The sequence below is a fragment of the Streptomyces sp. M41(2017) genome, assembly GCF_002078175.1.
Taxonomy (GTDB): domain Bacteria; phylum Actinomycetota; class Actinomycetes; order Streptomycetales; family Streptomycetaceae; genus Streptomyces.
In genome coordinates this window covers 243,541-265,843 of the sequence record NZ_MWFK01000002.1, presented here as the reverse complement: position 1 = coordinate 265,843, position 22,303 = coordinate 243,541, and the positions used below count along the sequence as shown (strand labels likewise).

The window sequence follows — 22,303 nt, the reverse complement described above, 5'->3', positions numbered from 1 at the left end:
AGCCCCCCCCACCAGGACACGGTGGGGGCAGGTTGCGCGGAGCACACGGCTCCGAGCAGGGGTCCGGACAACCGCCGCGACGGCCGCCTGTCGCGGCCGGACCGGCGCCGTCACTAGTGTGGCCAGCGGGCAAGACCGCGGGGCCTGTCGTGGCGCGCGTGGAGCCCCGGGACTGATGCGCTGTTCAAGGGGCACTGGGTGGTGGCGCTGAATTCCCGCGTGCCCAACTGTGGTGTGTGCTGTCGCGATGGGCGCGTTCGTCGTGAGCACTCGAAGTCGGCGCGGGCCGCGAGCGCTGTCGATGCCAGTCCGCTGACGTGAAGGGGTGCTCGTGTTTTTGTCCAGCGAGGGCGTGGATACCTGACGGGTGGGCGCTGCCCGTGATCGGAATCGGCTTGTGCATCGTGCTGGTCAGTGGCCTGACGCGCCGGTGGTTGCGAGGACGGGGCAAGCGGTGAGTGTGGGCGCGGACGGCTCTGCCGGACGGGCTGTTCGCCGTGACGCTGTTACTCACTTACGGGTGACGGGAGTGCGCTCCGCCGAGGCCGGGGAGTGGGCCGGTTCCGGGCGGCGCCCAGTCCTACCAAGGGCAGGCGCTCCTGTGTGCAGGTTCGTTCGATCTTTCATGACGTAGATGGACATTGCAGGCGAGTGTCACGACGGTGTGGGCAATCGGCAACGCCATCCGAGCGTCGTTCACATCGCGCCATCAAGCCGGGCAGGGTGTGAATGCGCGGCCGGCCGGCCGCCACCCGCACACCGCACAACCCGGCTCCCAACAGGGCGTCTTGGGGTTGTGCCCGCACGATGCAGGGGGAACCTGTGACCGTATCGACGACTGTTCGTCGTCTGACCGCCGCCGCCATGACCACGGCAGCGATCACTGCGGCGATCGCCGTGCCCGCCTCGGCAGCTGACCACCGCCCGCAGCGCGAGCGGGTGGAGATCAGCAACGTTCAGTACGACTCCCCGGGCTGGGACAACCGCTCCAACCGTTCCCTGAACAGCGAGTGGGTGGAGATCACCAACTACTCCCGCCACGGCGTGAACCTGGACGGCTGGACCCTCTCCGACGAGGACGGCCGCACCTACACCTTCGACCACTACCGCCTCGCCGGCCGCGCCACCGTCCGCGTCCACACCGGCACGGGCCTGGACACGCGCCGGGACGTCTACCAGGACCGCCGCAACTACGTGTGGGACAACGACTCCGACACCGCGATCCTGCGCAACGACCACCGGCGCCTCGTCGACGAAGCCTCCTGGGGCCACCGCGGCCACCACGGTCACCACCTCCGCTGACCGCCCGGGCGGGTGTCTTCGCCACGGATACCGGAGGCACCCGGCCGCGGCGTGAAGGAGGGGCGGGCCCGGATACCGGGCCCGCCCTTCACGACCACAACACATACAGCAGCCCTCGACCAGATTCCGGTCGAGGGCTGCTGTATGTCCGGCGCTGCTTCGGCGTCGGTCTCAGTAGATGGAGAGTGGCGGGAGGCTGATGGACAGGCCCCTGTCGCGGAGCGTCTGCTGCCACTGGGCTGCGATCTGTGGGCGCAACTGCCGTATGTCGTGCCAGCTTTTGATGGAGTCCGGCAGTTCGCTGCCGCGGGACCAGGCCCCCATGAGCATCCGTGTTTCGCTCCTCGACAAAAACGCGACCTCCGGGAGGGAGTATCCCGGTACTGCGTCGGCTACGGCGAGGTCCAGAAGATCGCTGATCTCCACGATGCGGTGGCGTAGGTCGTCGTCCAGCAGGAACGACTGCTCGAACGCCAGGACGCGATAGATGTCGGTGGCGCTCCGCACGGTGTCCTCATGCTTCTGACCGACCAGCAGGATCGGGTGCTCCAGGTAGGCGCCCAGAATCTTCTCTACCGCGTGGCGTTGACGGTCTTGCCGGGCTTTCCTGCCCTCGTCCTCGATCGCGTGCTGTCGTGCTGTCTCGGCATCCTCCAGGGCTTCCTGCCGGGCCCGCCGAGCTTGGCGCCGGGCACCGATTCTGCCGATGGTGTCGCCGCTGAGGCCTATTAGCCCGCCAGCGATGACGCTGGCAACTGTTCCCCACTCCACGCACGCCCCCATGTTGTCGCACCGTCACACAGCCGGGTCAGTCGCTTCGTCACCCGACAGCCCCTGCCCTTTCAGTCTCAGCACGCGCGACGTGACAGGCGTGACAGCCCTCACCAGCCACGTTGCGCTCCAGGAGCGTAGTGGGACGGGGGCTCGGCTAGCTAGCAGTCATTGCCTGCTAGCCGGTCATCCTCTCCGACGTTGGAGTGGGTACCGACGGCTGCGAGTTCAGCCTCCAGAACGGATGACGGGGCGGTCCGGACGCTACGAAGAAGCCGCTACTTTGGAATTGCATCCGTCGATCAATGGGCGGGAAACGAGGCAAATCAGGATGTGGAGCAGCGGATGGTCCGGTCAGCACAGATTCTTCTGGGTGGCTTCCTGCCGCTGGAACGCGAAATACCCTTCGTCCTGCCCCATTCGACCGATGAAAGTTTCTTTGTCGCGCCGATGGGCTTTGCAGAAGGTCAGCCGTTCGCCGTCGAAGAGCATGTCCAGGTCGCTCTTTCTTTTCGACGTGACGGTCTTCTTCCACCGTGTGCCGACTTCGGTGCTGGGTGCCTTGGGGAGGAGATCGTCCAGGTAGAGGCGTTCGCCTTCGCTCAGGGCATCACTGTCGATTCCGGCGGCCACGTGCGGTGGAGGGGAGTTGGTCGTCCCGCTTTGCGGGGAAGGCTGGCACGCTGCGAGGGCAAGAGAGGCAACGATGAGAAGTGCGCCAGGGTGTCGCATGATCGGACGAAAACAGCGACCCTTACGGGAGACCAGCAGCTGCAACTCGTCGTGTAGCGGGCTGCGTTGAGAGCCCTTGACGGCCCCGCAGGGACACGCCGCGGGGATCGGGTCACAACGATCGAGTTGGGGGAGGACATGGCAAAGGCCCAGGAAGATCGCTGGGATTCGCAGGGGGTTCGGGCGTACGGCCGGAGCGATGCGGGCTGCCAGCCGGGCAGTGAGCCGGGGTCGACCACCACTGCTTTGGGTGGGTTAGTTGGGAGGACTGATGTGCCACGTCGAACCCGCGCAGCCCTGATCGTCGCGTGCGCCACGCTGCTCGCCCCCTTGACCGGCTGCTCGTCCGGGCATGACGACAGCAAGGCGTCCCCGGCCGCACGTTCGTCCGAGCCGTCGATGAAGGCCACGCCCACTCCGAGCACGACACAGCCCGCGGTCCAGCAGCCTCCGGAGCTGGACGCCGGTGAGACACTCGCTGGCCGCCAGAAGGCGACCACCGGGAACGCCGCACTCGCCTTCACCGAGGGCAAGAAGGGAGACGCGCTGATCGTCGCGGTGCGCTGCCAGGGCGCGGGGAAGATCAAGGTCGCTGTCCGGTCCGTGCATATCTCCTTCCCGCTGGAGTGCCAGGCCGGCGAAGTCAGCACCACCTACAACCAGGTCGCGGTCAAAGGCGTGGAACACAGCGGCGTCGTGTCCGTCGAGGCATCTTCTGCCGTGCACTGGTCCATGACGATCGGCCGCGGGACCCCGGCGGAAGAGGAATCACCCACCTCGACCACAGAAGCGCTCTAGCCAACTTGGTGCCGCCCGACGCGACACCATCATCAGGCGAGGGCGAAGTAGCGCAGCCAGACGTAGGCGAAGGAGATCGCCACGGTGACGGCGGTGACGATCAGGCCGTATTTCGTGAACTGCCAGAAGGTGATGGGCTGGCGGTTGCGTTCGGCGATGCCGAGGACGACGACGTTCGCCGAGGCGCCGATGGCGGTGGCGTTGCCGCCGAGGTCGGCGCCGAGGGCGAGGGCCCACCACATGACGTGGTCGCTGCCGCCGCCCATGGTGTGGACGAGGTCGCTGGTGATCGGCGCCATCGTGGCGACGTAGGGGATGTTGTCGACGACACCGGAGAGGACCGCCGAGGCGCCCAGCAGGGTGAGGGAGCCGCCGAGTTCGTTGGTACCGATCGCATCGGCCAGGGCTTTGGAGACCTCGTCGATCACGCCGGTGTCGATGAGCCCGCCGATCATGATGAACAGGCCCGCGAAGAAGGCGAGCGTGGGCCACTCGACCTCCGAGAGGACCTCGCCGGTCTCGGCGGTCGAGACGGCGATGAGGAGCCCGGCACCGAGCAGCGCGACGATGCTGGGCTCGTAGTGCAGCACCGGGTGCAGCACGAACCCGGCCACGACCAGGGCGAGGACGATCAGCCCTTGCACGAGCAGGCGCGGGTCCTTGATGGCCTCGCGCTCCTCCAAGGCCATGATCTCCACCGCCCGCTGCTCGTCGTAGACGAACGACTTGCGGAACATCACCCGGCACAGTGCGACGAGCACGGCGACCAGGACCACGGTCAGCGGGGCGAGGTGGACGAGGAAGTCGTTGAAGGTCAGGCCGGCCCGGCTGGCGATGATGATGTTGGGCGGGTCACCGACGAGGGTCGCGGTCCCGCCGATGTTCGAGGCGAACACCTCGGCGATCAGGAACGGCGCCGCCGGCAGCGCGAGGCGTTCGCAGACCAGCAGGGTCACCGGGGCGATCAGCAGGACCGTGGTGACGTTGTCGAGGAGGGCCGAGGCCACCGCGGTGATGACGACGAGCATGGCCATCACCCGGAACGGCCGGGCGTGGGCCTTCTTCACGGACCAGATGGCCAGGTACTCGAACATGCCGGTCTTCTTGAGGACACCGACGATCATCATCATGCCCATGAGCAGGAAGATGACGTTCCAGTCGATGCCGGAGTCCTCGGAGTAGAACGCCGAGACGTCGTCGGTCGCCCCGATCGCCAGCATCAGGCCCGCGCCGCCGAGGGCGACGGCGACGCGGTGGATCTTCTCGCTGATGATCAGCGCATAGGCGCCGACGAAGACGATGATCGCCGCCCAGCTGTGCCAGTCGTTCACCGTGCGCGCCCCGATCGGAAGACAGAGTTGTCCCTATCGCCGACCAGACTTCCCGGCACACCGCGACGAACCCTACCGGCTCTTGACGCTTCCTTAACAAGCAGGTGGCCGGCACTGCCGACAGAACGCGACCGCCGGATCCGGGCAGCCGTTGCAGTCCGGCCCGGCGCCGTCTACTTGAAAACCCGCAACCAAAGAACAGGGTGGGCGGGACGGCCCGGCTCAGGCGGCGCTGGCGGCCAGCAGGCGTTCCAGCAGATGAGAAGCCGTGATGACGCCCAGAAGTTGCGCGCCCGCCGTGCCTGTGTCCATGACGGCCACGAGGGGGCTGCGGGCCTGCGCCATCAGCGCGGCGACCTCCAGCGCTGTGTGGTCGCCGGCGGCGATGGCAGGTGGCGGTGTGGTCGTCGACAGGCAGTCGCGTACGGTGCGGCCCTTCAACGCGGAGCACAGCCGGTCGGCGTGGTGCTCGTCGATCACGGCCGCCAGGGTCGGGTCCTCGATCACATATCCGGGCACCACAACTTTGATCATCTGCGATGCTGGCCGAATCGCTTTCGGCGCACCCGCTCCGTCCAGCACCAGCAGCGCCGGAAGCCGTTGCTCGGCCATCAATCGCGCTGCGGCCAGAGCATCACTGTCGAGGCTGACCGTCTCGTACTCCTCCGTCAAGTCACGCGCGCGCACAACCGGCTCCCGTCCCGCCGCCGCCGACGGCTTTCGCACTTCAGGCCTCCAGCCGACCACCGCCGACCGTATCGGCACGATACAACCGCGGCCCTGAGGCGGAGCCTCACGTTTACCGCGGCCTGCCCTCTCCGGCACCCGCACCCCGACGGCTCGCCGCCCTGGCGGCCTGGAGTCTCTGATGGGGACAGCCATGTATTGCAGCCTGCCAGGGCGTTCTGCACGCTTTGGCGCGCCGGGGAAAAGACGGCGGCTCCGTCCTCCCTTGAAAGGGGAGGACGGAGCCGATTTCGCCGAAGGTGCTGATCTACGGTCAGGCGTGGCGGTGCTTGCCGGTGATGACCCGGTACAGGGCGAGCAGGATGAGCGAGCCGATGACCCTCCGGCCTGAATACGCCTCGTTGACGCCGCCGGGCTGCGTGAGGCGACCGTGGGGCACCACGCTGGTGGGGGCCCGCGCTCAGTGTGGCGCGATCCATCGCTGGAGGGCGTCGTTGACGACGTCGTCGAGGGCGCTCAGCGCTTCCACGGCGTGCAGGTCTCCGGGCGCGGGCGCAACTCCCGCCCGGATGAGTGTGGCCTGTAGTTCCAGGCGGCGCCGGTCGTGCGCGGCCATCGCGAAGGGCAGTCGTTGGCTGGGGTCCGGTGCGGGCCACGACGCCTGCTGTTCGGCGGGCCGTGCTTGGGCTGGGACCCGCCAGTCCTCGTCCCCCCAGGGTTCTCCTGTCTCTACGCCGCTTACGGTCGTGTGCGCGTCGAATCCGCAGCGGTAGGGATCCAGCGCCAGCTCGGGCAACGTCGAGTCGGTCGGTGAGTACTGCCACTCCTGCATGCATCCTCCAGCATCCGACGCTCTGTTGATGTCCAGGAGGCGGCCCGCCCCGACACGGTTGCACCAGCAGCGCCGAACCACCCGAACACCCTCAAAAGCATCTCGTCACACCTCCCGCAGCCCCCGCACAGGGCATGTTGAGCTGGTGTGTTGCCGAGCAGTGGTGGGCCCGGATGTCGTGTCCCGGCGCGTCGGGCGTCGCTGAGCAGGATGTCGCTCGCGTCCCCGGCCGTGAACCTGGATGCGAGAGCTGAGCACCTGATGTCCACTGCCTGGTCAGGGGGCTCAGCAAAGCCCGGCCTCCCTCGCGTGCACACCCGGAGGCCGGGCTACTCACCACGCCTGCGCACACAGGCGCCCAGCTCTCCGCCGGGGGAGCGGGCGTCTGAGCACTCGACGTGCGCCTATTTCCGGCCGTGATCTATCGCGCTGACCGGGAAGGGGTGCATGGTGGTGGTGCGGTCTTCCTGACGTCCCCGGGACGGAAGCCGCTCGGGCCCCGCCGCGTCGCCGTGTACGGGCCCGCCGCTCCTCCCGGCTCCCCACGGGAGGCTATGCGGCTGTCAGCTCACAGGCTGAAGCCGCTCCCCGGACTTGACCGGCACGATCTCGATGCGGCGTGCCCTTCTCCGCGGTCAATCGCGTCTTGCGGTCCTCGGCGCTGGCCTTGTCGTAGGAGACGCCGGCTGCGCGCGGCACGCCGTCGGGGTCCGTCCAGCGGATTGCGTAGCTCGTCATCGTGATCGCCATGAGGTGAGTATTGCCGCCGGGTCTGCCACTCACCGGATGTAGGTGACGGCAGTGTGGACCGCGCAGGTTCGCCAGCCGCGGGGGAAGTAGCCCGGTCCCGTCCAGAGCGCGGTCGGGACCGGGCTACGGCCGAGAACCCTAACCCGGGCAGCGGATAGTCGAGGCCTTCGGCCGCTCGCGCATCCGGCATGGCTGTGGAGACATGGAACGGATGCGCGCTGTCCGGTTCAACGACGCTAGAGCCGGCCAGGACACGATGCCGGACCCTGCATCCTGCCGTCGAAGGCCGGGGTCAGACGATGCCCTTGTAGGTGGTGCGGAAGACGAGCAGCGCCCAGAACTGGGCGGTGTTCTCGTGGGGCGGTGTCGTGTAGGTGGGCAGGGCGCCGCCGTAGGAGGTCACGCTCTCCAGCTGCCAGCCCTGTGCTTCCACGCCTTCGATTGCGGCCGCCAGGAGGGGCTCGGACACGAGGCCTGGGGTGGTGGCGTGGTTGAGGGGCACGCTCACGCTGAAGACGCGGGCGCCGCTTTTGCGGGCCTCGGCGGTGATCTCGTACAGCCACTCGTCCGTGCTCGCCCTGGCTGGAGTGATGTCCTGGCTCATTGCGGCGCCCCCTCCTGCTGTGTCGGACCACCACCCAAAACCCGGTCGACCTTGGTGGTCAATCCCTTGGCACGGCTGAACGCCCGCATGCGACGGCACGGGTCTCGGTCGGGGCAGGGGGCTGCGGCCTTGCAGACATCGCCCCACGGGAAGGCAGGGGAAAGACCAAGGGCCCGCTCCGGGTGGTGCGCGCACGGGGAGGGGCCCTCGAAGTCCGCTCGGTGGGCCGGGGGAAGCCTGCGCGCTGCTCTTTTCAACGACGGTGCGGGCTTCCGGACACGGCAGCTGGGCTCTGCCCCCGCATGACATCTGTTCTATTTTTGTTCGAGACGCGGGGAGGGGCTGAGAGAAGGAGGTCTCGACACGATGACACTGACGGTGCCGCCGGTCGCTGATGCTGATCCGAGCGTCAATGGCGTGTGCGGGAAGCCAGGTCGGGCCGTCTTCGGGCTGTGGACGGAACGGTGGGGGAGCGCGATCCGCTTCCAGAGCACCCCGCGCCTGAGGCGTGCTTCCTGGAGACCGCTGCCGTAGGTCGTCGCCGTGACGGCATAGGTCGGCCCGCCTCATGCGAGGAGCGGGCCGACCGGTGTGTTCCCGCCGTAGCCGCCGCCGGCGGGAACGTCCTGAACCCCACATGTCCAGGCTTTTCCCTGCGGCCCCCAATGCCGCACCGCCTTGAGTAACCAACCTTCTGACGACAAAACTCGATTTCCTACCTCAGGCCGAGAGTCGTCGCACGAGGCTCCCGCTCCTGCCCGGTGCACGGGTGTACATGGCGGCGCCCGGGGCACGAGTGTCCGTCTCGGAGGGCTACCTGCGCGGTGAACGGATGGCGGGGGACAGCTCGCCCGGCTGCCCTGCGTTAGCGCGCGGTCTCGTCAGTGTCAGGATGGTCTGCCCATGCCGTGTGGGCCACGGAACGCCCGCCTCTGAGAGGTGCCCGGGCGCCGTGAAGGAGCGAGGTGTTGCGGTGACGGTGAAAAGGCCAAGTGTCGCAGGGAAGCGCGCCGATCGCGGTGCGGCGGGCAGGAGCAGTGAGGGCGGTGCGACCACGCTGGCGCAGATGCTGGAGGCGGCGGAGAGCGCGCCGCCGGTGGAGTCCCTCGATGTCGTCGCCCGGATTTTGCGGGACCGGCTCGCAGCGGTGGCGGTGTCTTTTCTGATCACGGACTTCACGGGCAGTTCGGTGGTGCGGCTGGGGGCGGCGGGCAGCATCGGGACCGGTGAGCCGGCCCGCCGTATCGCCCTGCGAGGCACTGTCTACGACGACGTGATCCGCACCCAACGTCCGGCGGTAGAAACCAGGGGCCAGACCGCGCACACGCGGGTGGTGGCCCCGGTGACCAACCGCGGGGACGCCATCGGTCTCCTGGAGCTGTTCCTGCCTGCCGCACCGGACGCGGAGGTGATGCGCGAGATCAGCGAGACCGCACACGCACTTGCCTACATCGTCATCGCCAACCGGCCCTTCACCGACCTGTACCAGTGGGGCAGGCGCACTCTGCCGCTGAGCCTCGCCGCGGAGATCCAGCACCGGCTCCTGCCGTCCTCACTGGCCTGCGAGGCGGCGCAGTTCGCGGTCGCCGGCGCGCTGGAGCCGGCCGATCACGTCGGGGGAGACACCTTCGACTACGTGCTGGACCGCGACACCGTGCAGCTGTCGATCACCGACGCCATGGGCCACGACGTCCAAGCAGCCCTGCTGGCCACCCTGGTTGTGGGCGCCCTGCGCCGGGCCCGGCGCGCGGGCGCCGACCTGGTGGAACAGGCGAGACAAGCAGATCAGGCCATGCGTGACAACGATCAGCGTGGCTATGTGACCGGCCAGCTCCTGAGGATCGATCTCCGCGACGGCGCCACCGAGTTCGTCAACGCCGGCCACCCCTGGCCGCTGCGACTGCGGGACGGCCACGTGCAGCAGATCCGGCCGAAGGTCGACCTGCCCTTCGGTCTCAAACCCCCGCACGCCTACCGCAGGCAGACACTCGACCTACGGCCCGGCGACCGGCTCGTACTCTTCAGCGACGGCATGCTCGAACGCAACGCCACCTCAATCGAGTTGCCCAAGCTGATCGCCGACACCCGTCCACTGCATCCGCGAGAAGCCGCCCGTGCCCTGATCGGCGCGGTCGTCGACGCCGGCCAAGGCCACCTGAAAGACGACGCGACCGTCATCTGCCTGGACTGGCACGGCACCACCAGCTCGCAGCGCACAGCAGACACCGGAGCCGACCTCACCGCCGCGTCCGCACCCAACCCCACCCGCCTTTAGCGGCTGTCCGTGGGAGGCGTGACGTATCTCCGGAGCGCTGCCTCGGGGCATGTCACGGAGGGCTTGTTACTCACTTTCGGGTGACAGCAAATCCTCGGCTCCCGGCTCGAGATCGCCCGGATTCGGGTGCCGCCCAGTCCTCCCAAGGCCTCTCCAGCTGGCGCCGGAGTTCGCGCGCCCCTTCATGACATAGATGGACATTGCAGGCGAGTGTCACAGCGGTGTCGGTGATCGGCAACGCCGCCCGAGTGTCGTTCACATCGGACGATCGAGGCGGGCATGGTGTGAATGCGCGGCCGGCCGGCCGCCACCCGCACTCCGCACAACCCGGCCGCCACCAGGCGGTTTTGGGCTTGTGCCGCACAATGCAGGGGGAACCTGTGACCGTATCTGTGACCGTTCGTCGTCTGACCGCCGCCGCCATGACCACGGCAGCGATCACTGCGGCGATCGCCGTGCCCGCCTCGGCAGCTGACCACCGCCCGCACCGCGAGCGGGTGGAGATCAGCAACGTTCAGTACGACTCCCCGGGCTGGGACAACCGCTCCAACCGTTCCCTGAACAGCGAGTGGGTGGAGATCACCAACTACTCCCGCCACGGCGTGAACCTGGACGGCTGGACCCTCTCCGACGAGGACGGCCGCACCTACACCTTCGACCACTACCGCCTCGCCGGCCGCGCCACCGTCCGCGTCCACACCGGGATCGGCCTCGACACCGACCGGGACGTCTACCAGGACCGCCGCAACTACGTGTGGGACAACGACTCCGACACCGCCACCCTGCGCAACGACCACGGCCGCCTCGTCGACGAAGCCTCCTGGGGCCACCGCGGCCACCACGGTCACCACCACCGCTGACCGCGCCTGAGCGGGCTGGGTGTCTTCGCCACGGATACCGGAGGCACCCGGCCGCGGACTGAGGGGCAGGCCCGGACGGCCGGGCCTGCCCCTCCGGCCAGGCGCCCCTGCGGCTGATTCCTTCTGGTGGGTAACGCGCAGGGGCTATGCCTGGGTGAAAGCCGTGTAGGGGTCAGACGGTGGTGGAGCGTTCGTAGTCGGCGAGGGCCTGTCCCAGCCCGAACCAGGTCGCCGGCCAGGTGGCGACGAAGATGCCCCACCGGTCCGCCCGGTCGATACCCGCGGGCTCGATCTGCCTGGACGCTACCCAGGAGGCGACGGACAAGCCGATGCTCAGGCAGGCGACCGTGTTTGCGTGCTGACTGCGCAGACCCTTGTCATACAGGAACTTGACGATCATGACTCTCCCGGAAGATGGGCTGATACGGCTCCCACCGTCACCCGCCGCCTCGCGCCTCGCATCCCGAGTCGGCCGCACTGCTGCCCACGGTGGCGACTGGGAAGGTGTCCCAGGGGACGTCCCGCCTCCACGCCACGGCGCCCCGCCTCAGCTCTGACGGTCATCGTCCAAGCGGAAACCCCAGTGCTCCCACATCCACCTGCACCACCGCGCGACACGACGCGCATCTCGTCGTGGATTGCGTTAGTGCACCCGTCTGGCGTCTTCCGGTGTGAATCGAGATGCGAGTGGTAGACGAGACCCACCGGTCGATCCCGTTCGGAAGACAGCGGACATCGTCCGGGCCCCGGCACCGTGTCGCTAGCCCATCATCGGTCCGGGGGAGTGGGGGTGCCCCTGTGTCACACAGGGGCACCCCCACTCATCTAAACCTCATCAGGACAACGCGGGCAAAAGTCTCGCAATGCACACCTCGCACTACACGTGAGCGCTGACAACGGACCGGCGAGTGCCCGCGTCTTCCCCCTCCTCTGCCAGTTCACGGGGTAACGCGGAGTCTCCAACTGGCCCGGAGCAAGCGCCATATTGGTTCTCGGGAACGTCGCTTGGTGTTCTGACCTGAAGCTGCCGGTGCGCACGGCCACCCGCGCGGAGATGCCGTCGATGGGGCCCGGTGGCAACGGCGGGCGCCGGTGGCACAGCGTGCGCACTGCTGGGCAGTCGGATACTCATATGGCCGTGGCTGATCGTTTCCAGCCCGACCCGCCCCACTCCATACGAACGGGATCTCGATGCTCAGCCCTCAGGCGGTGCTGCGGAGCGGTCGCGGGAGGCAAGTTGGCGTTCCAGCTCGGTGCGGATGTCCTGGCCGAGGCTGCCGGTGCGCGCCCATTCGATGATCAGTTCCGCGACGTGCCGGAGCTTGGTGTTTGTGTTCTGGGAGAGCGCCCGCAGGACATTCCAGCCTTGGTCGGGGGTCAGTTTCCCTGCGGCAAGGATGACGCCGATGGCCTGGTCGACGACGGCGTGGGAGTGGACCGCCTTCTGCAGCTGAGCATTCTCTTCCCGCAGCTGCTCCACCGCTTCCGCCGCGGCGGGTGCTGATGGTTTTGATCCGTTGGTGTGGACGGACACGGCTGCCTCCGCTGATACACCGATCATGCCGTCCCGGCGGGAAAGCCTCTTCCGTTTCGCCTGCCCGAGTTCCGTCACGGTATGGGCCCGGTCTCTGCCAGACCCTGCCCTCCCCCGTTATGTTCTTCGCGGTCCTGCAAGAGGGCCGCTGGCCTCCGGGCCCGGCATGACTGTTCCCCCCTGTCGAACCGATGACCTGGGGGGTGGTGTCACCGGGCCCGAGAGGCGCCGTTGGAGACGCTGATGAGAGGTCCGACTATCGCCTGGCCCGGTGCAACGCCGGGCCGTTTGCGGGCGGCAGGTCTGCATAACGTGGATGCGCGCACGACGCCAACGCCGAGGCCGGCACCGCACAACCCCGTTCGGGAGGACGGCTTGAACGAGTACGACGAGATAGGCGTCTTCCTGGGCCTGGACGTCGGCAAGAGCCATCACCACGGCCACGGACTCACCCCGGCCGGCAAGAAGGTCTTTGACAAGCAACTGCCGAACACCGAACCGAAGCTGCGGGACGTCTTCGAGAAACTGAAGACCAAATTCGGCGCCATCCTGGTGATCGTGGACCAGCCCGCCTCGATCGGAGCCCTCCCGCTGACGGTGGCTCGCGACACCGGCTGCAAGGTCGCCTATCTGCCCGGCCTGTCCATGCGGCGCATCGCCGACCTCTACCCCGGCGAGGCGAAGACCGACGCCCGCGACGCGGCCGTGATCGCCGACGCGGCCCGCACCATGCCGCACACCCTGCGCTCCCTGGAACTCACCGACGAGATCACCGCCGAGCTCACGGTCCTCGTCGGCTTCGACCAGGACCTGGCGGCCGAGGCAACCCGCACCAGCAACCGGATCCGCGGCCTGCTTACCCAGTTCCACCCCAGCCTGGAACGAGTCCTCGGCCCCCGGCTCGACCACCAGGCCGTCACCTGGCTCCTCGAGCGCTACGGATCCCCGGCCGCCCTGCGAAAAGCAGGCCGCCGCCGACTCGTCGAGGTGACCCGGCCCAAGGCCCCGCGCATGGCCGCGCGGCTGATCGACGACGTCTTCGACGCGCTCGACGAACAGACCGTCATCGTCCCCGGAACCGGCACCCTCGACATCGTCATCCCCTCCCTGGCCCGCTCGCTCGGCGCCGTCCACGAACAACGCCGGGCCACAGAAGCCCAGATCAGCGCCCTGCTGGAGGCCCACCCTCTTTCCAAGGTCCTGACGTCGCTGCCCGGCGTCGGCGTCAGGACAGCCGCCACCCTGCTGGTCACCGTCGGCGACGGCACCGGCTTCCCCACCGCCGCCCACCTCGCCTCCTACGCAGGACTCGCCCCGACCACGAAGTCGTCCGGGACCTCGATCCACGGCGAACACGCACCCCGAGGCGGCAACCGCGTCCTGAAACGCGCCATGTTCCTGTCCGCGTTCGCCGCTCTGCACGACCCGGCCTCCCGCACCTACTACGACAAATGCCGAGCCCGAGGGAAAACCCATACGCAAGCACTTCTCCGCCTGGCCCGGCAACGGATCAACGTGCTGTTCGCGATGCTCCGCGACGGCACCTTCTACGAACCCCGAACCCCACGCCTCGCTTGACGAAAGACATAGAGGCACCCCCCCGGTGCAGGGCTCTCTTCGCAGACTGCGGGGGTGCGTTTAGGGTGGCGGTGGTGCTTAGGACACAGGCACGTCGCACGCGGGTTCGCCGCCCGGTGCGGCCCACTGTGTCTTTGTGGTGCCCGGAGGTGCCCTTCCGTGAGTGATCAAACGCGTGCACGCATCCACCCGCCGTCGGTCCCACCAGCGCAACAGGAAGCATCTCCCGACGCGGCCGCACCGAGCCCACTCGAACTGCGCAACCGCCAGCTGGCCCGTGCGAGCGTGGACTCGGCGCAGGTGATTCTCATGGACCGCTACCGTCTGCGCTCGCCGGAGGACGCCTTCACTCTGCTGCGCAGTGCCTCGCAGCATTTCAACATCAAGCTGCACACGGTCGCCGAGCTGGTGGCACGCATCGCCGGCCCGGACATCCAGGACGGCCTGTGGTTCCCCAGGCGCCCCCGCACGGCCGCTCCGGCGCTGCCCGGGCTGGGCGTCGCGCGGGACGGGCAGCAAAGTCACAGTGCGGTACTCAAGGCCGGTCTCCACCGTGTCCTGCACATCACCGATACCGGGATGGGCAACGTACAGCTCGTCGGGAACGGCATGCTCCGCCTGGAGAAGCACACCGGCCTGAACCGGGAGTTCACCGACTTCTTCGCCTTCGTCCACGACGCCGGCACCGCCTGCGCCCAGGCCGCACGGCAGCGGCAGCAGGTCACCGTGAAGAACGTGGAGTCGGCCGACGTCTTCGATGAGGACTCCCGCCACGCGATCCTGCAGGCGGGCAGCCGCGCCGCACACAGCCTCCCTCTGATCGGCCGGGCCGGCCAGGTACTGGGCATCATCTCCTCCCACCACGAGAAAACACTGCGGGGCTTCAGCCAGACGCAGCTCACAGCACTGGCTGCGACCGGCGCGGCGGTCGGGCGGTGGCTGCACTGGCACCGCCAGACCGTCGTCCTGGACGCCCTGGAACACCTCCACGCCCAGGCAACCGGCACGAACGGCAAAGGCCCCGACCGGCCGCAGTGAACCTATGGCTCGCGCGCCCTAGCCGTGCAGCAGATGTGATGGAAGTGTGTGCAGAGCGGATGCCGGTTCAGGTTGGTACGGAGGCGGCCTCTCGCAAACGGGGCTCGCTTAGGCAGTCAGGCGAGAGCCGCCACCGAAGCGGGGGGCGGCTGTGCGTCTGCTCGGCTGCGCTCCGTGCCCGGACCCGCCTACGCACCCCCACCCCCTCCAGCCCTCTCGAAGGTGTGCGCTGGCCTCCGCCCGGCGGCCCCTCCGACCGGAGCGGTCGCCCCGTCATCGCCAGCTTCGAGGACTTTTGATACCCGTCAGGTCTGCGTGGCGATCACGGGCGCATCGTGTTGGACGCGACCCTGGCCCAGCCGAGGGCCACCCAGCGCTGACGCTGGCGGACGTGGCACACAGGCGTCCTGCGGGCCTGAAGCCCTCGCGCTGGGTGAGCACACCCCTCCGGCGTATTGTCCTGATATGCGGATTACTGCACCCGGCGAGAATGAGCCGCCCAGCACGGAGCACATGCTCGTGAGCGCTCTGTCCGGGACAGTGCAGCGAACCGGTGCTTCGGCAGGCTTTCTCTACCTCCTAGACGAGGCCGGACAGACGCTCGAAATGGCGGTGTCGTGCGGGCTGCCAGCGGAGGTGGTGGTGCCGTGGCATCGCGTGCCCCTCGAGACCGTCGCGCCGGTCAGCGAGGCCGTGCGTGAGGCCCGTCTGGTGTGGGTCGGCTCTCAGGAGGAAATGGCCCGCACATACCCGAGAGTCGCTGCGAGCGTGCCGTATCGCTTCGCCCTCGCGGCCGCGCCGCTGTCCGGTCGTTCTCGTTGCTGGGGCGGACTTGTTCTCTTGTGGCCTGCCTCCCACCCGGCGCGAGCCACCCGGCGCGAACAAGGGCACATCACCACTGAGGCCCGGCGCATCGCGCATACCCTGGATCGGTCGGTGACACCGCCCCAGGCACCCGGGGAGCCCCTTCGGCTGCCACTCGCTGAGACCCGCTCGCACACAGGCCGCACTCCGCAGGCGGCCGCCGACTACGCCGAGCGGCTCCCCGAAGGAGCCCTGGCGCTGGATTTGGAGGGCCGTATCACCTTCATGAACAGCACAGCGGCCACCCTGCTCGGACATACCGCCGACCGAATCGTGGGAACCCGCCCCTGGCAATCAATGCCCTGGCTCGACCAGCCAGCCGTCGAGGACCACTATCGCACCGCCGTCATCAGCCGCGAGCAGGTGGAATTCACCACGCGACACCCCTCGAACCGCCTGCTGAGATTCCAGCTCTACCCCGACGCCAGTGGGATCAGCGTCCGGGTGACCGAGGCAGCGGACTCCGACCGCCCTCCCCACGGCCTCGGCGTCGACCAGCCTCATCCCACCCCGTCGTACCGGCCCATGGAGACGACATCGCGAAACGCTCCCACCGGCCGCCTCTATCAGCTTCTGCACCTGGCATCAGCTCTGACCGAAACGGTGGCTGTCAGCGATGTCGTCGAGCTGGTCTCGGGACAGGTCCTGCCCGCCTTCGGCGCCGACGGCCTGGTCATCTCCGCGGCCGACGCGGGCCGCTTGAAGATCACCGGCTGGCACGGCTACAGCCCGGAGACGGTACAACGTCTCGACGGCCTGCCCGTGGACACCGACATCACTCCGGCCGGGCACGTACTGACCACCGGCATCCCGCTGTTCGTCGCCAGCCCCCAGGAGATGGCCCGCGACTATCCTCGAGCCCCGGTCCTCAGCGACAAGAAGGCCTGGGCCTTCCTGCCCTTGCTCACCTCCGGCCAACCCGTCGGCTGCTGCATCCTCTCCTACGACCAACCGCATACCTTCAGCGCCGACGAACGAGCGGTCCTCACCTCCCTCTCCGGCCTCATCGCCCAGGCGCTCGACCGAGCCCAGCTCTACGACGCCGTTCACAATCTCGCCCTGGGCCTTCAAGAAGCACTCCTTCCGCGCATGCTCCCGAAGGTCCCAGGCCTCGCCATGGCCGCCCGGTATCTGCCGGCCAGCCGCGGCATGGACATCGGCGGCGACTTCTACGACGTGGTCCGCCTCAACGCCACCACCATCGCCGCGGTCATCGGCGATGTACAGGGCCACAACGTCGCCGCGGCCGCCCTGATGGGCCAGGTGCGCACCGCCATCCACGCCACTGCCGACGCACCGCCGAACCACGTCCTGGCCCACACCAACCGCGTCATGGCCGACCTCGGCACGGACCTGCTCGTCTCGTGCCTCTACATCCGGATCGACCTCCGGGACGGGCAAGCCACCCTGGCCAGCGCCGGCCACCCGCCGCCCCTCTTGCATCAGCCCGGACGACCGGGACTGGTCCTCGAACTCGACCCCGCCCCACCTCTCGGTATCGACATCGGCGCGCCGTACCCCGTCACCCAGCTATCGCTCCCGCTGGGCGGCACCCTCGCCCTCTACACCGATGGACTCACGGAAGTACCTGGAACCGACGCCGACCAGAAAGCTGCCGACCTGGCCGAACATCTTGGCCAACACCATGACGAGAGCGTCGAAAGCCTCATCGACCGACTCATCCACCATGCCTGGCCCACCGGGCGGCACACCGACGACACCGCCCTGCTCCTCCTGCGCCGCATGACATAGGAGAGCCTCCCGGCCCACCACGAGGCTCGGCCGAACACTCGAGCTCCTGAAGCCCCGTCCGGGGCTCATACACGTCACGACAGCAACAGTCATCCGATCGGACGGCCAGTTACACGACGGCCGGCCTGTATCCCTTCTGCCGTCCCGCGCCTGGACGCGGACGCTCATACTGGCCGGCGGGAAAATCGGTTTGTCACGACCAGCCCGGTGGGGCGGTTGAGCTCCATCGCCCGGCGAGCAAAGCCTATCCAGGGGGTGGGACACTGGCGGGATGGAAATTTGTCGCAGGAACAACGTCGCCGTCACGGGCTGTGCGGACGGGCCGGTGCTTCTGTTGGCACACGGGTTCGGTTGTGACCAGAACATGTGGCGCCGTGTGGTCCCCATGCTGGTCAAGGACTACCGCGTCGTGCTCTTCGACTACGTAGGCTCCGGCGGTTCGGACTCCGTAGCGTGGAGCGAGCAGCGCTACAGCTCTCTGGAGGGCTACGCCCAGGACGTTCTGGACATCTGCGAGGACCTGGACCTGCGCGATGTGCACTTCGTGGGACATTCAGTCAGTGCCATGGTCGGGGCGCTCGCTACGGCCAGAGCGCCAGAACGCTTCTCCAGCCTGGTGATGGTCGCCCCCTCCCCCCGGTACATCGACGCTGACGGCTACCGAGGCGGCTTCAGCGCGGAAGACATCGATGAGCTGCTGGAGTCGCTGGAGTCGAACTATCTGGGCTGGTCGGCTGCGATGGCCCCGCTGATCATGGGGAATGAGGACCGGCCGGAGCTCGGTGAGGAGTTGACCGCCTCGTTCTGCGCGACCGATCCGGACATGGCCCGAGTCTTCGCCCGAGCGACTTTCCTGTCCGACAGCCGTGAGGATCTCAAGAAGGTCACTGTGCCGACGCTGGTCCTGGAGTGCCGGCAGGACATCATCGCCCCGCGCGAGGTCGGCGCCTACGTTCACGCCGCGATCCCCGGCAGCCGCCTGATCACGCTGGAGGCGACGGGCCACTGCCCGCAGCTGAGTGCTCCGCAGGCCACAGCCGCAGCCATCAGCGAGTTTCTCGGTGCCGCCCGATGATGTGCGAGCGCGACAAGGACCTTGATACAGAGCACGACGCGGCCGTCACGGACGCCGCGTTCACCTCACTGCTGGAGGACAGTGTCGAGGAGCTGTACGAGCAGGCCCCGTGCGGCTATCTGTCGACGCTCATGGACGGCACCATCGCGAAGATCAACACGACACTGTTGGACTGGCTGGGCCTGCCCCGGGATCGAGTGGTGGGCCAGATGAGGTTCGCAGACATCCTCACTGTGGGCGGCAAGCTCTACCACGAGACGCACTTCGCGCCGACGCTGCAGATGCAGGGCGAGGTCAGCGGCATCGCCCTGGACCTCAAAGCCGGCGGAAAGAAGCGGATGCCGGTCCTGGCCACCTCGAAGGTGAAGACCAGCGAGGACGGCGAGCCACTGCTGATCCGCACCACCCTCTTCGACGCCCGCGATCGCAGAGCCTACGAACAAGAGCTGCTGCGCGGCCGCCAGGAGGCGGACACCGCGCGCCAGCATGCGGAAAAAGACCGCGCCCGGCTCCAAGAGGCACTCGCCGTCCTTCAGCAGAATTTGCTCCCCGCCGAACTCCCCAAGATCCCCGGCCTTGAGGCCGCCTCCTACTACCACACGGCCTCCCCGGACCTGCTCGGCGGAGACTTCTACGATCTGTTCCCTCTGGACGCAGACCGGTGGGCATTCTTCCTCGGCGACGTCTGCGGGAAGGGCCCCCAGGCGGCCGCGCTGACCTCTCTGACCCGCTCGACGCTGCGGGCCGCCGCCCTACACAACCCCGACCCCGAAACCGTTCTGAGCACCCTCAACACGGTCCTGCACGAGCGATACACCCGGGGAGACACCCGCTACTGCACCGCGATATTCGGTGTCCTACAGCCAGACGGCGAACACGTCAGCGTGCACCTGGCCTCAGGCGGCCACCCCCCGGTGCTCATCCAGCGCGCGAACGGCACCGCCGACTACCTCCCCACTCCCGGCGGGATGCTCATCGGAGTCCTGCCCAACCCGCCATTCACCTGCGCCCACACCGAATTGGCCGCCGGCGACACCTTGCTGCTCTACACCGACGGCCTGACCGAGGCCCGAATCGGTCCCCAGCGCGAGCTCTACGGCGAAGAGGCTCTCCGAACCTTCACCGCCACTCAGTCACCGGCAGGTCCGCAGGCGCTGATCACCGCACTGAGCGGGCTCCTCGCGGGCTTCGGTGACGGCCTCGACGACGACACTGCCCTGCTCGCTCTCGGCGTGCCCACCACACTCCCCGCCCCCGAACACGGAGACGCAGACCTGACATGACTCAAGTGACGATCACCCGCCGAGACGCCGCAACCGGTCCCGTACTGGAGATCGTCGGCGACCTCGACTACGCGAGTACCCCCGACCTCAGGCAAGCCCTCGAAACCCTCACCCTGACCGACGAACAGCTGCTGGTCCTGGATCTGGCCGGCCTCGATTACTGCGACTCCAGCGGCCTTACGGGCCTACTAGCCGCCCACAACCTGGCCACCGAGCACGGCGCACGTATATCCCTGGCCTCGGTCCCCGCCACAACCGCAAGGATCCTGTCTCTGACCGGCCTGGACCAGGTCTTCAGCATGCAAGCGGACGGAGCGGCCTTCCGCTCCACGGCTTACTGAGCGGCTCGCTGCGCGCGGATGGACCCTGGCAGCCGCAGCCGTTCGGGGAGCCATCAGCCCAAGGGCTCACGCGCCCGTTCCTCCGCGGGCAGCCGGCACGGCAAGTTCGGCGGCCAGCGCTGCGCCGGGCTCAAGGCAGCGTCTTGATCCATTCAGTGATGACGTCTGCGTATTGCCGCGCCATCGGTTCGTGCATGGTGTGCGGGGCGTCCAGCGGCGTGAAGGTAATCGGCTGGCCGGTAGATTCAAGCAGGCGTCGGGCCTGTGCTGCCTGGATGTCGGTCATCGCGCCCATGAGCTGGCCTGTGTCGGGGGCGGTCATGTGGAAGTGGTGGGTGAGCAGGGTAGGCACTTTGACCTGGGCGAGCATCGTGGCGTGGTCGACACCCGCGTTGGCGGTGTCGGTGGCCCATGCCTGGCCCCATTCGGGGTCGTACTCCTTCAGGTGCTGCACCGGAGTGGCCGAGGCGCCGGCCCCGGGGTTGCCGTCGCCCATCATGAACCCGATGCCCGGATGGAGGAAGGCGGGCAGCTCGGCGGGGGCGGCCTTGACCATGCCGGTCCAGTCGCCGATCGACCACTGGGGGCCGAGCCGCTTCGCCCACAAGGCGAAGATCGGGCCGAGGGTCTGCATCATGCCCGGCCCATAAGGCGGGGCGGCCTGGGAGGAGAACAGCGGCGGGTCCTCCAGGATCGCGCCGCGAACAAGGCCGGGCTTGCCGTAGGAGGCAACGCAGGCGGCGATAATGCCACCGGAGGAGTTACCGGCGACGACCACCGGCCGCTGGATGACCAGGTCGATGAACCGCTCGACGTCGGCGCCCCAGGTGCCCAGGTTGTAGCGGCTCGGCGTCCAGGTGGTACGGCCCTGGCCGCGCAGGTCGATCGCGAACACCTGGAACTCGGAGCTCAGCAGCCCGATCGCTTCCTCATAGCCCCACCAGGACTCGCCCTGCGCGGGAACAAGCAGCAGCGCCGGCGCATCCGGGTCTCCTACGGCGACGTAGTTCATGCGGATCTCGCCCAGGTCCACCAGCTGCTCACGGTAGCGGTGGGGGACGAAACTGTCGGCGCGGTCGGTGGCCTCGGAGATGCTCACTCTCGTACTCCTTGCACACGGGCAGGCAATCAGGGTGATGTGTCGCTACCTGCTGTCATCGTCGAGCGAAGGATCCCGGATCGGCGACCCAACACCGACGATATGCCGGATTGCGGACGAGTACTGTCCTAAACGCACGCCAGGCACTGCGGCCGTCGCTGTTCGAATCGGCACGTCCAAGGCGCTGTCAAGGCCGTGAACATCTGCTGCCGGAACTCGTGAACAAAGACTGGCGTAGCGGCTGGTGCCGGGCTTCACGGGCTATCGATCCCCTCGAGAAAAGAGCGCGACCCACGCGGGTCCGCTTTCCCCTCTCCAGTCGCGTCCCGCGGCGATCGCTGCCTGCCCCGTGCAGCGCATAGCGTCTGCCAACTCCTCGGCTGCGCGCTGGAACGCTGGCTTCTCCCCCTGCGCAGCGCCGTACCAAACGGCGCGCTTGACGGAGGCGCACAGAAGCTCGGCTGCTGTCTCAATGTCGTGGAATTGGGACGACGCCTGGGCGATGTTCCCGGCCCCCCAGGACATGACGAACATCCCTCCAGCCTGCAACCCAGAGGTTTTGGCCGCCATCGACGGGCGGATCGTCGTGCCGACGGTCGGACGCAGGCGCCCTGCCGTTCAGATGGCTGACGGAGCCCTCCGCGGTGACACAGGGACGATCCAGGCCCGAAGCGGCCGTCGTGGTGTGAACGAAGGGCTAACCCCGCTCCGACGGTGGGCTAGATCGTTAAATTCCGCCGTGTCTGTCCGCGGCAGCAGCCCGGAACCAGCACAGGCTTGGTCACCGTGCCCGGCGT

At 68.0% G+C, this 22,303-nt stretch carries 22 protein-coding genes; 11 read left to right on the top strand and 11 right to left on the bottom strand.

Features of this window, described 5'->3' with window-relative positions; translation table 11 throughout:
* Positions 1-864 precede the first annotated feature (864 nt).
* The gene (locus B0675_RS26875; protein ID WP_081222198.1) at positions 865-1,302 is read left to right on the top strand and encodes a lamin tail domain-containing protein; all 438 of its coding nucleotides are present in this window, start codon (positions 865-867) and stop codon (positions 1,300-1,302) included.
* Positions 1,303-1,473: 171 nt separating this feature from the next.
* Here B0675_RS26875 and B0675_RS41075 read toward each other — a convergent pair whose 3' ends face one another.
* Positions 1,474-1,809 (bottom strand): hypothetical protein, encoded by a 336-nt coding sequence (locus B0675_RS41075; protein WP_143661118.1) that lies wholly within the window; start codon positions 1,807-1,809, stop codon positions 1,474-1,476.
* A gap of 9 nt (positions 1,810-1,818) precedes the next feature.
* On the opposite strand from B0675_RS41075, the gene B0675_RS41070 reads away from it, so the two are divergent.
* Positions 1,819-2,034 carry a hypothetical protein gene (locus tag B0675_RS41070; RefSeq protein ID WP_143661117.1) on the top strand — a complete coding sequence of 72 codons (216 nt, stop codon included), beginning with the start codon at positions 1,819-1,821 and terminating at the stop codon, positions 2,032-2,034.
* A 393-nt stretch (positions 2,035-2,427) separates the two neighbouring features.
* Here the strand turns inward: B0675_RS41070 and B0675_RS26865 are convergent, their stop codons facing one another.
* Complete coding sequence (locus tag B0675_RS26865; RefSeq protein WP_081222196.1) at positions 2,428-2,706, bottom strand: hypothetical protein; 279 nt, start codon at positions 2,704-2,706, stop codon at positions 2,428-2,430.
* 372 nt (positions 2,707-3,078) lie between these two features.
* Between B0675_RS26865 and B0675_RS42195 the strand changes: the two genes are divergently transcribed.
* Positions 3,079-3,603: a hypothetical protein gene (locus B0675_RS42195; protein ID WP_241540009.1), complete on the top strand. Its 525-nt coding sequence runs from the start codon at positions 3,079-3,081 to the stop codon at positions 3,601-3,603.
* 32 nt (positions 3,604-3,635) lie between these two features.
* Here B0675_RS42195 and B0675_RS26855 read toward each other — a convergent pair whose 3' ends face one another.
* The 6 genes from B0675_RS26855 to B0675_RS26840 all read right to left on the bottom strand — a co-directional run bounded on the left by B0675_RS26855 (position 3,636) and on the right by B0675_RS26840 (position 7,807).
* On the bottom strand, positions 3,636-4,934 hold the full coding sequence (locus tag B0675_RS26855; protein ID WP_081222195.1) for an ArsB/NhaD family transporter: 1,299 nt from the start codon (positions 4,932-4,934) through the stop codon (positions 3,636-3,638).
* Between the two features lie 222 nt (positions 4,935-5,156).
* Positions 5,157-5,621 (bottom strand): CBS domain-containing protein, encoded by a 465-nt coding sequence (locus B0675_RS26850; protein ID WP_081222194.1) that lies wholly within the window; start codon positions 5,619-5,621, stop codon positions 5,157-5,159.
* A 313-nt stretch (positions 5,622-5,934) separates the two neighbouring features.
* A complete protein-coding gene (locus B0675_RS42465; protein ID WP_277625257.1) occupies positions 5,935-6,060 on the bottom strand; it encodes a hypothetical protein in 126 nt (41 codons plus the stop codon).
* 21 nt (positions 6,061-6,081) lie between these two features.
* Positions 6,082-6,453: a hypothetical protein gene (locus B0675_RS40725; protein ID WP_107482851.1), complete on the bottom strand. Its 372-nt coding sequence runs from the start codon at positions 6,451-6,453 to the stop codon at positions 6,082-6,084.
* Between the two features lie 552 nt (positions 6,454-7,005).
* Positions 7,006-7,203: a hypothetical protein gene (locus B0675_RS41520; protein ID WP_179165427.1), complete on the bottom strand. Its 198-nt coding sequence runs from the start codon at positions 7,201-7,203 to the stop codon at positions 7,006-7,008.
* Positions 7,204-7,495: 292 nt separating this feature from the next.
* On the bottom strand, positions 7,496-7,807 hold the full coding sequence (locus B0675_RS26840) for a hypothetical protein (protein ID WP_081222193.1): 312 nt from the start codon (positions 7,805-7,807) through the stop codon (positions 7,496-7,498).
* 1,066 nt (positions 7,808-8,873) lie between these two features.
* On the opposite strand from B0675_RS26840, the gene B0675_RS26835 reads away from it, so the two are divergent.
* On the top strand, positions 8,874-10,082 hold the full coding sequence (locus B0675_RS26835; protein WP_107482850.1) for a PP2C family protein-serine/threonine phosphatase: 1,209 nt from the start codon (positions 8,874-8,876) through the stop codon (positions 10,080-10,082).
* Positions 10,083-10,504: 422 nt separating this feature from the next.
* Positions 10,505-10,942, top strand: a complete 438-nt coding sequence (locus B0675_RS26830) for a lamin tail domain-containing protein (protein ID WP_081223899.1) — start codon at positions 10,505-10,507, stop codon at positions 10,940-10,942.
* 172 nt (positions 10,943-11,114) lie between these two features.
* Here B0675_RS26830 and B0675_RS26825 read toward each other — a convergent pair whose 3' ends face one another.
* On the bottom strand, positions 11,115-11,342 hold the full coding sequence (locus tag B0675_RS26825) for a hypothetical protein (RefSeq protein ID WP_081222191.1): 228 nt from the start codon (positions 11,340-11,342) through the stop codon (positions 11,115-11,117).
* A 795-nt stretch (positions 11,343-12,137) separates the two neighbouring features.
* Positions 12,138-12,476 (bottom strand): ANTAR domain-containing protein, encoded by a 339-nt coding sequence (locus B0675_RS26820; RefSeq protein ID WP_241540008.1) that lies wholly within the window; start codon positions 12,474-12,476, stop codon positions 12,138-12,140.
* Positions 12,477-12,851: 375 nt separating this feature from the next.
* Between B0675_RS26820 and B0675_RS26815 the strand changes: the two genes are divergently transcribed.
* The 6 genes from B0675_RS26815 (at position 12,852) to B0675_RS26790 (ending at position 20,407) form a co-directional block, all read left to right on the top strand.
* Entirely contained in the window at positions 12,852-14,054 is a 1,203-nt protein-coding gene (locus B0675_RS26815) for an IS110 family transposase (RefSeq protein ID WP_081222189.1), read from the top strand.
* A 54-nt stretch (positions 14,055-14,108) separates the two neighbouring features.
* Complete coding sequence (locus B0675_RS26810; RefSeq protein WP_347110038.1) at positions 14,109-15,092, top strand: ANTAR domain-containing protein; 984 nt, start codon at positions 14,109-14,111, stop codon at positions 15,090-15,092.
* A 513-nt stretch (positions 15,093-15,605) separates the two neighbouring features.
* Entirely contained in the window at positions 15,606-17,708 is a 2,103-nt protein-coding gene (locus B0675_RS26805) for a SpoIIE family protein phosphatase (protein WP_081222188.1), read from the top strand.
* Between the two features lie 271 nt (positions 17,709-17,979).
* The gene (locus B0675_RS26800; RefSeq protein WP_081222187.1) at positions 17,980-18,783 is read left to right on the top strand and encodes an alpha/beta hydrolase; all 804 of its coding nucleotides are present in this window, start codon (positions 17,980-17,982) and stop codon (positions 18,781-18,783) included.
* Positions 18,783-20,066 (top strand): SpoIIE family protein phosphatase, encoded by a 1,284-nt coding sequence (locus B0675_RS26795; RefSeq protein WP_081222186.1) that lies wholly within the window; start codon positions 18,783-18,785, stop codon positions 20,064-20,066. Before B0675_RS26800 ends, B0675_RS26795 begins: the two co-directional genes overlap by 1 nt.
* Complete coding sequence (locus tag B0675_RS26790) at positions 20,063-20,407, top strand: STAS domain-containing protein (protein ID WP_081222185.1); 345 nt, start codon at positions 20,063-20,065, stop codon at positions 20,405-20,407. Before B0675_RS26795 ends, B0675_RS26790 begins: the two co-directional genes overlap by 4 nt.
* Before the next feature lie 130 nt (positions 20,408-20,537).
* Here the strand turns inward: B0675_RS26790 and B0675_RS26785 are convergent, their stop codons facing one another.
* A complete protein-coding gene (locus tag B0675_RS26785) occupies positions 20,538-21,506 on the bottom strand; it encodes an alpha/beta fold hydrolase (RefSeq protein ID WP_107482848.1) in 969 nt (322 codons plus the stop codon).
* Positions 21,507-22,303: the final 797 nt, after the last annotated feature.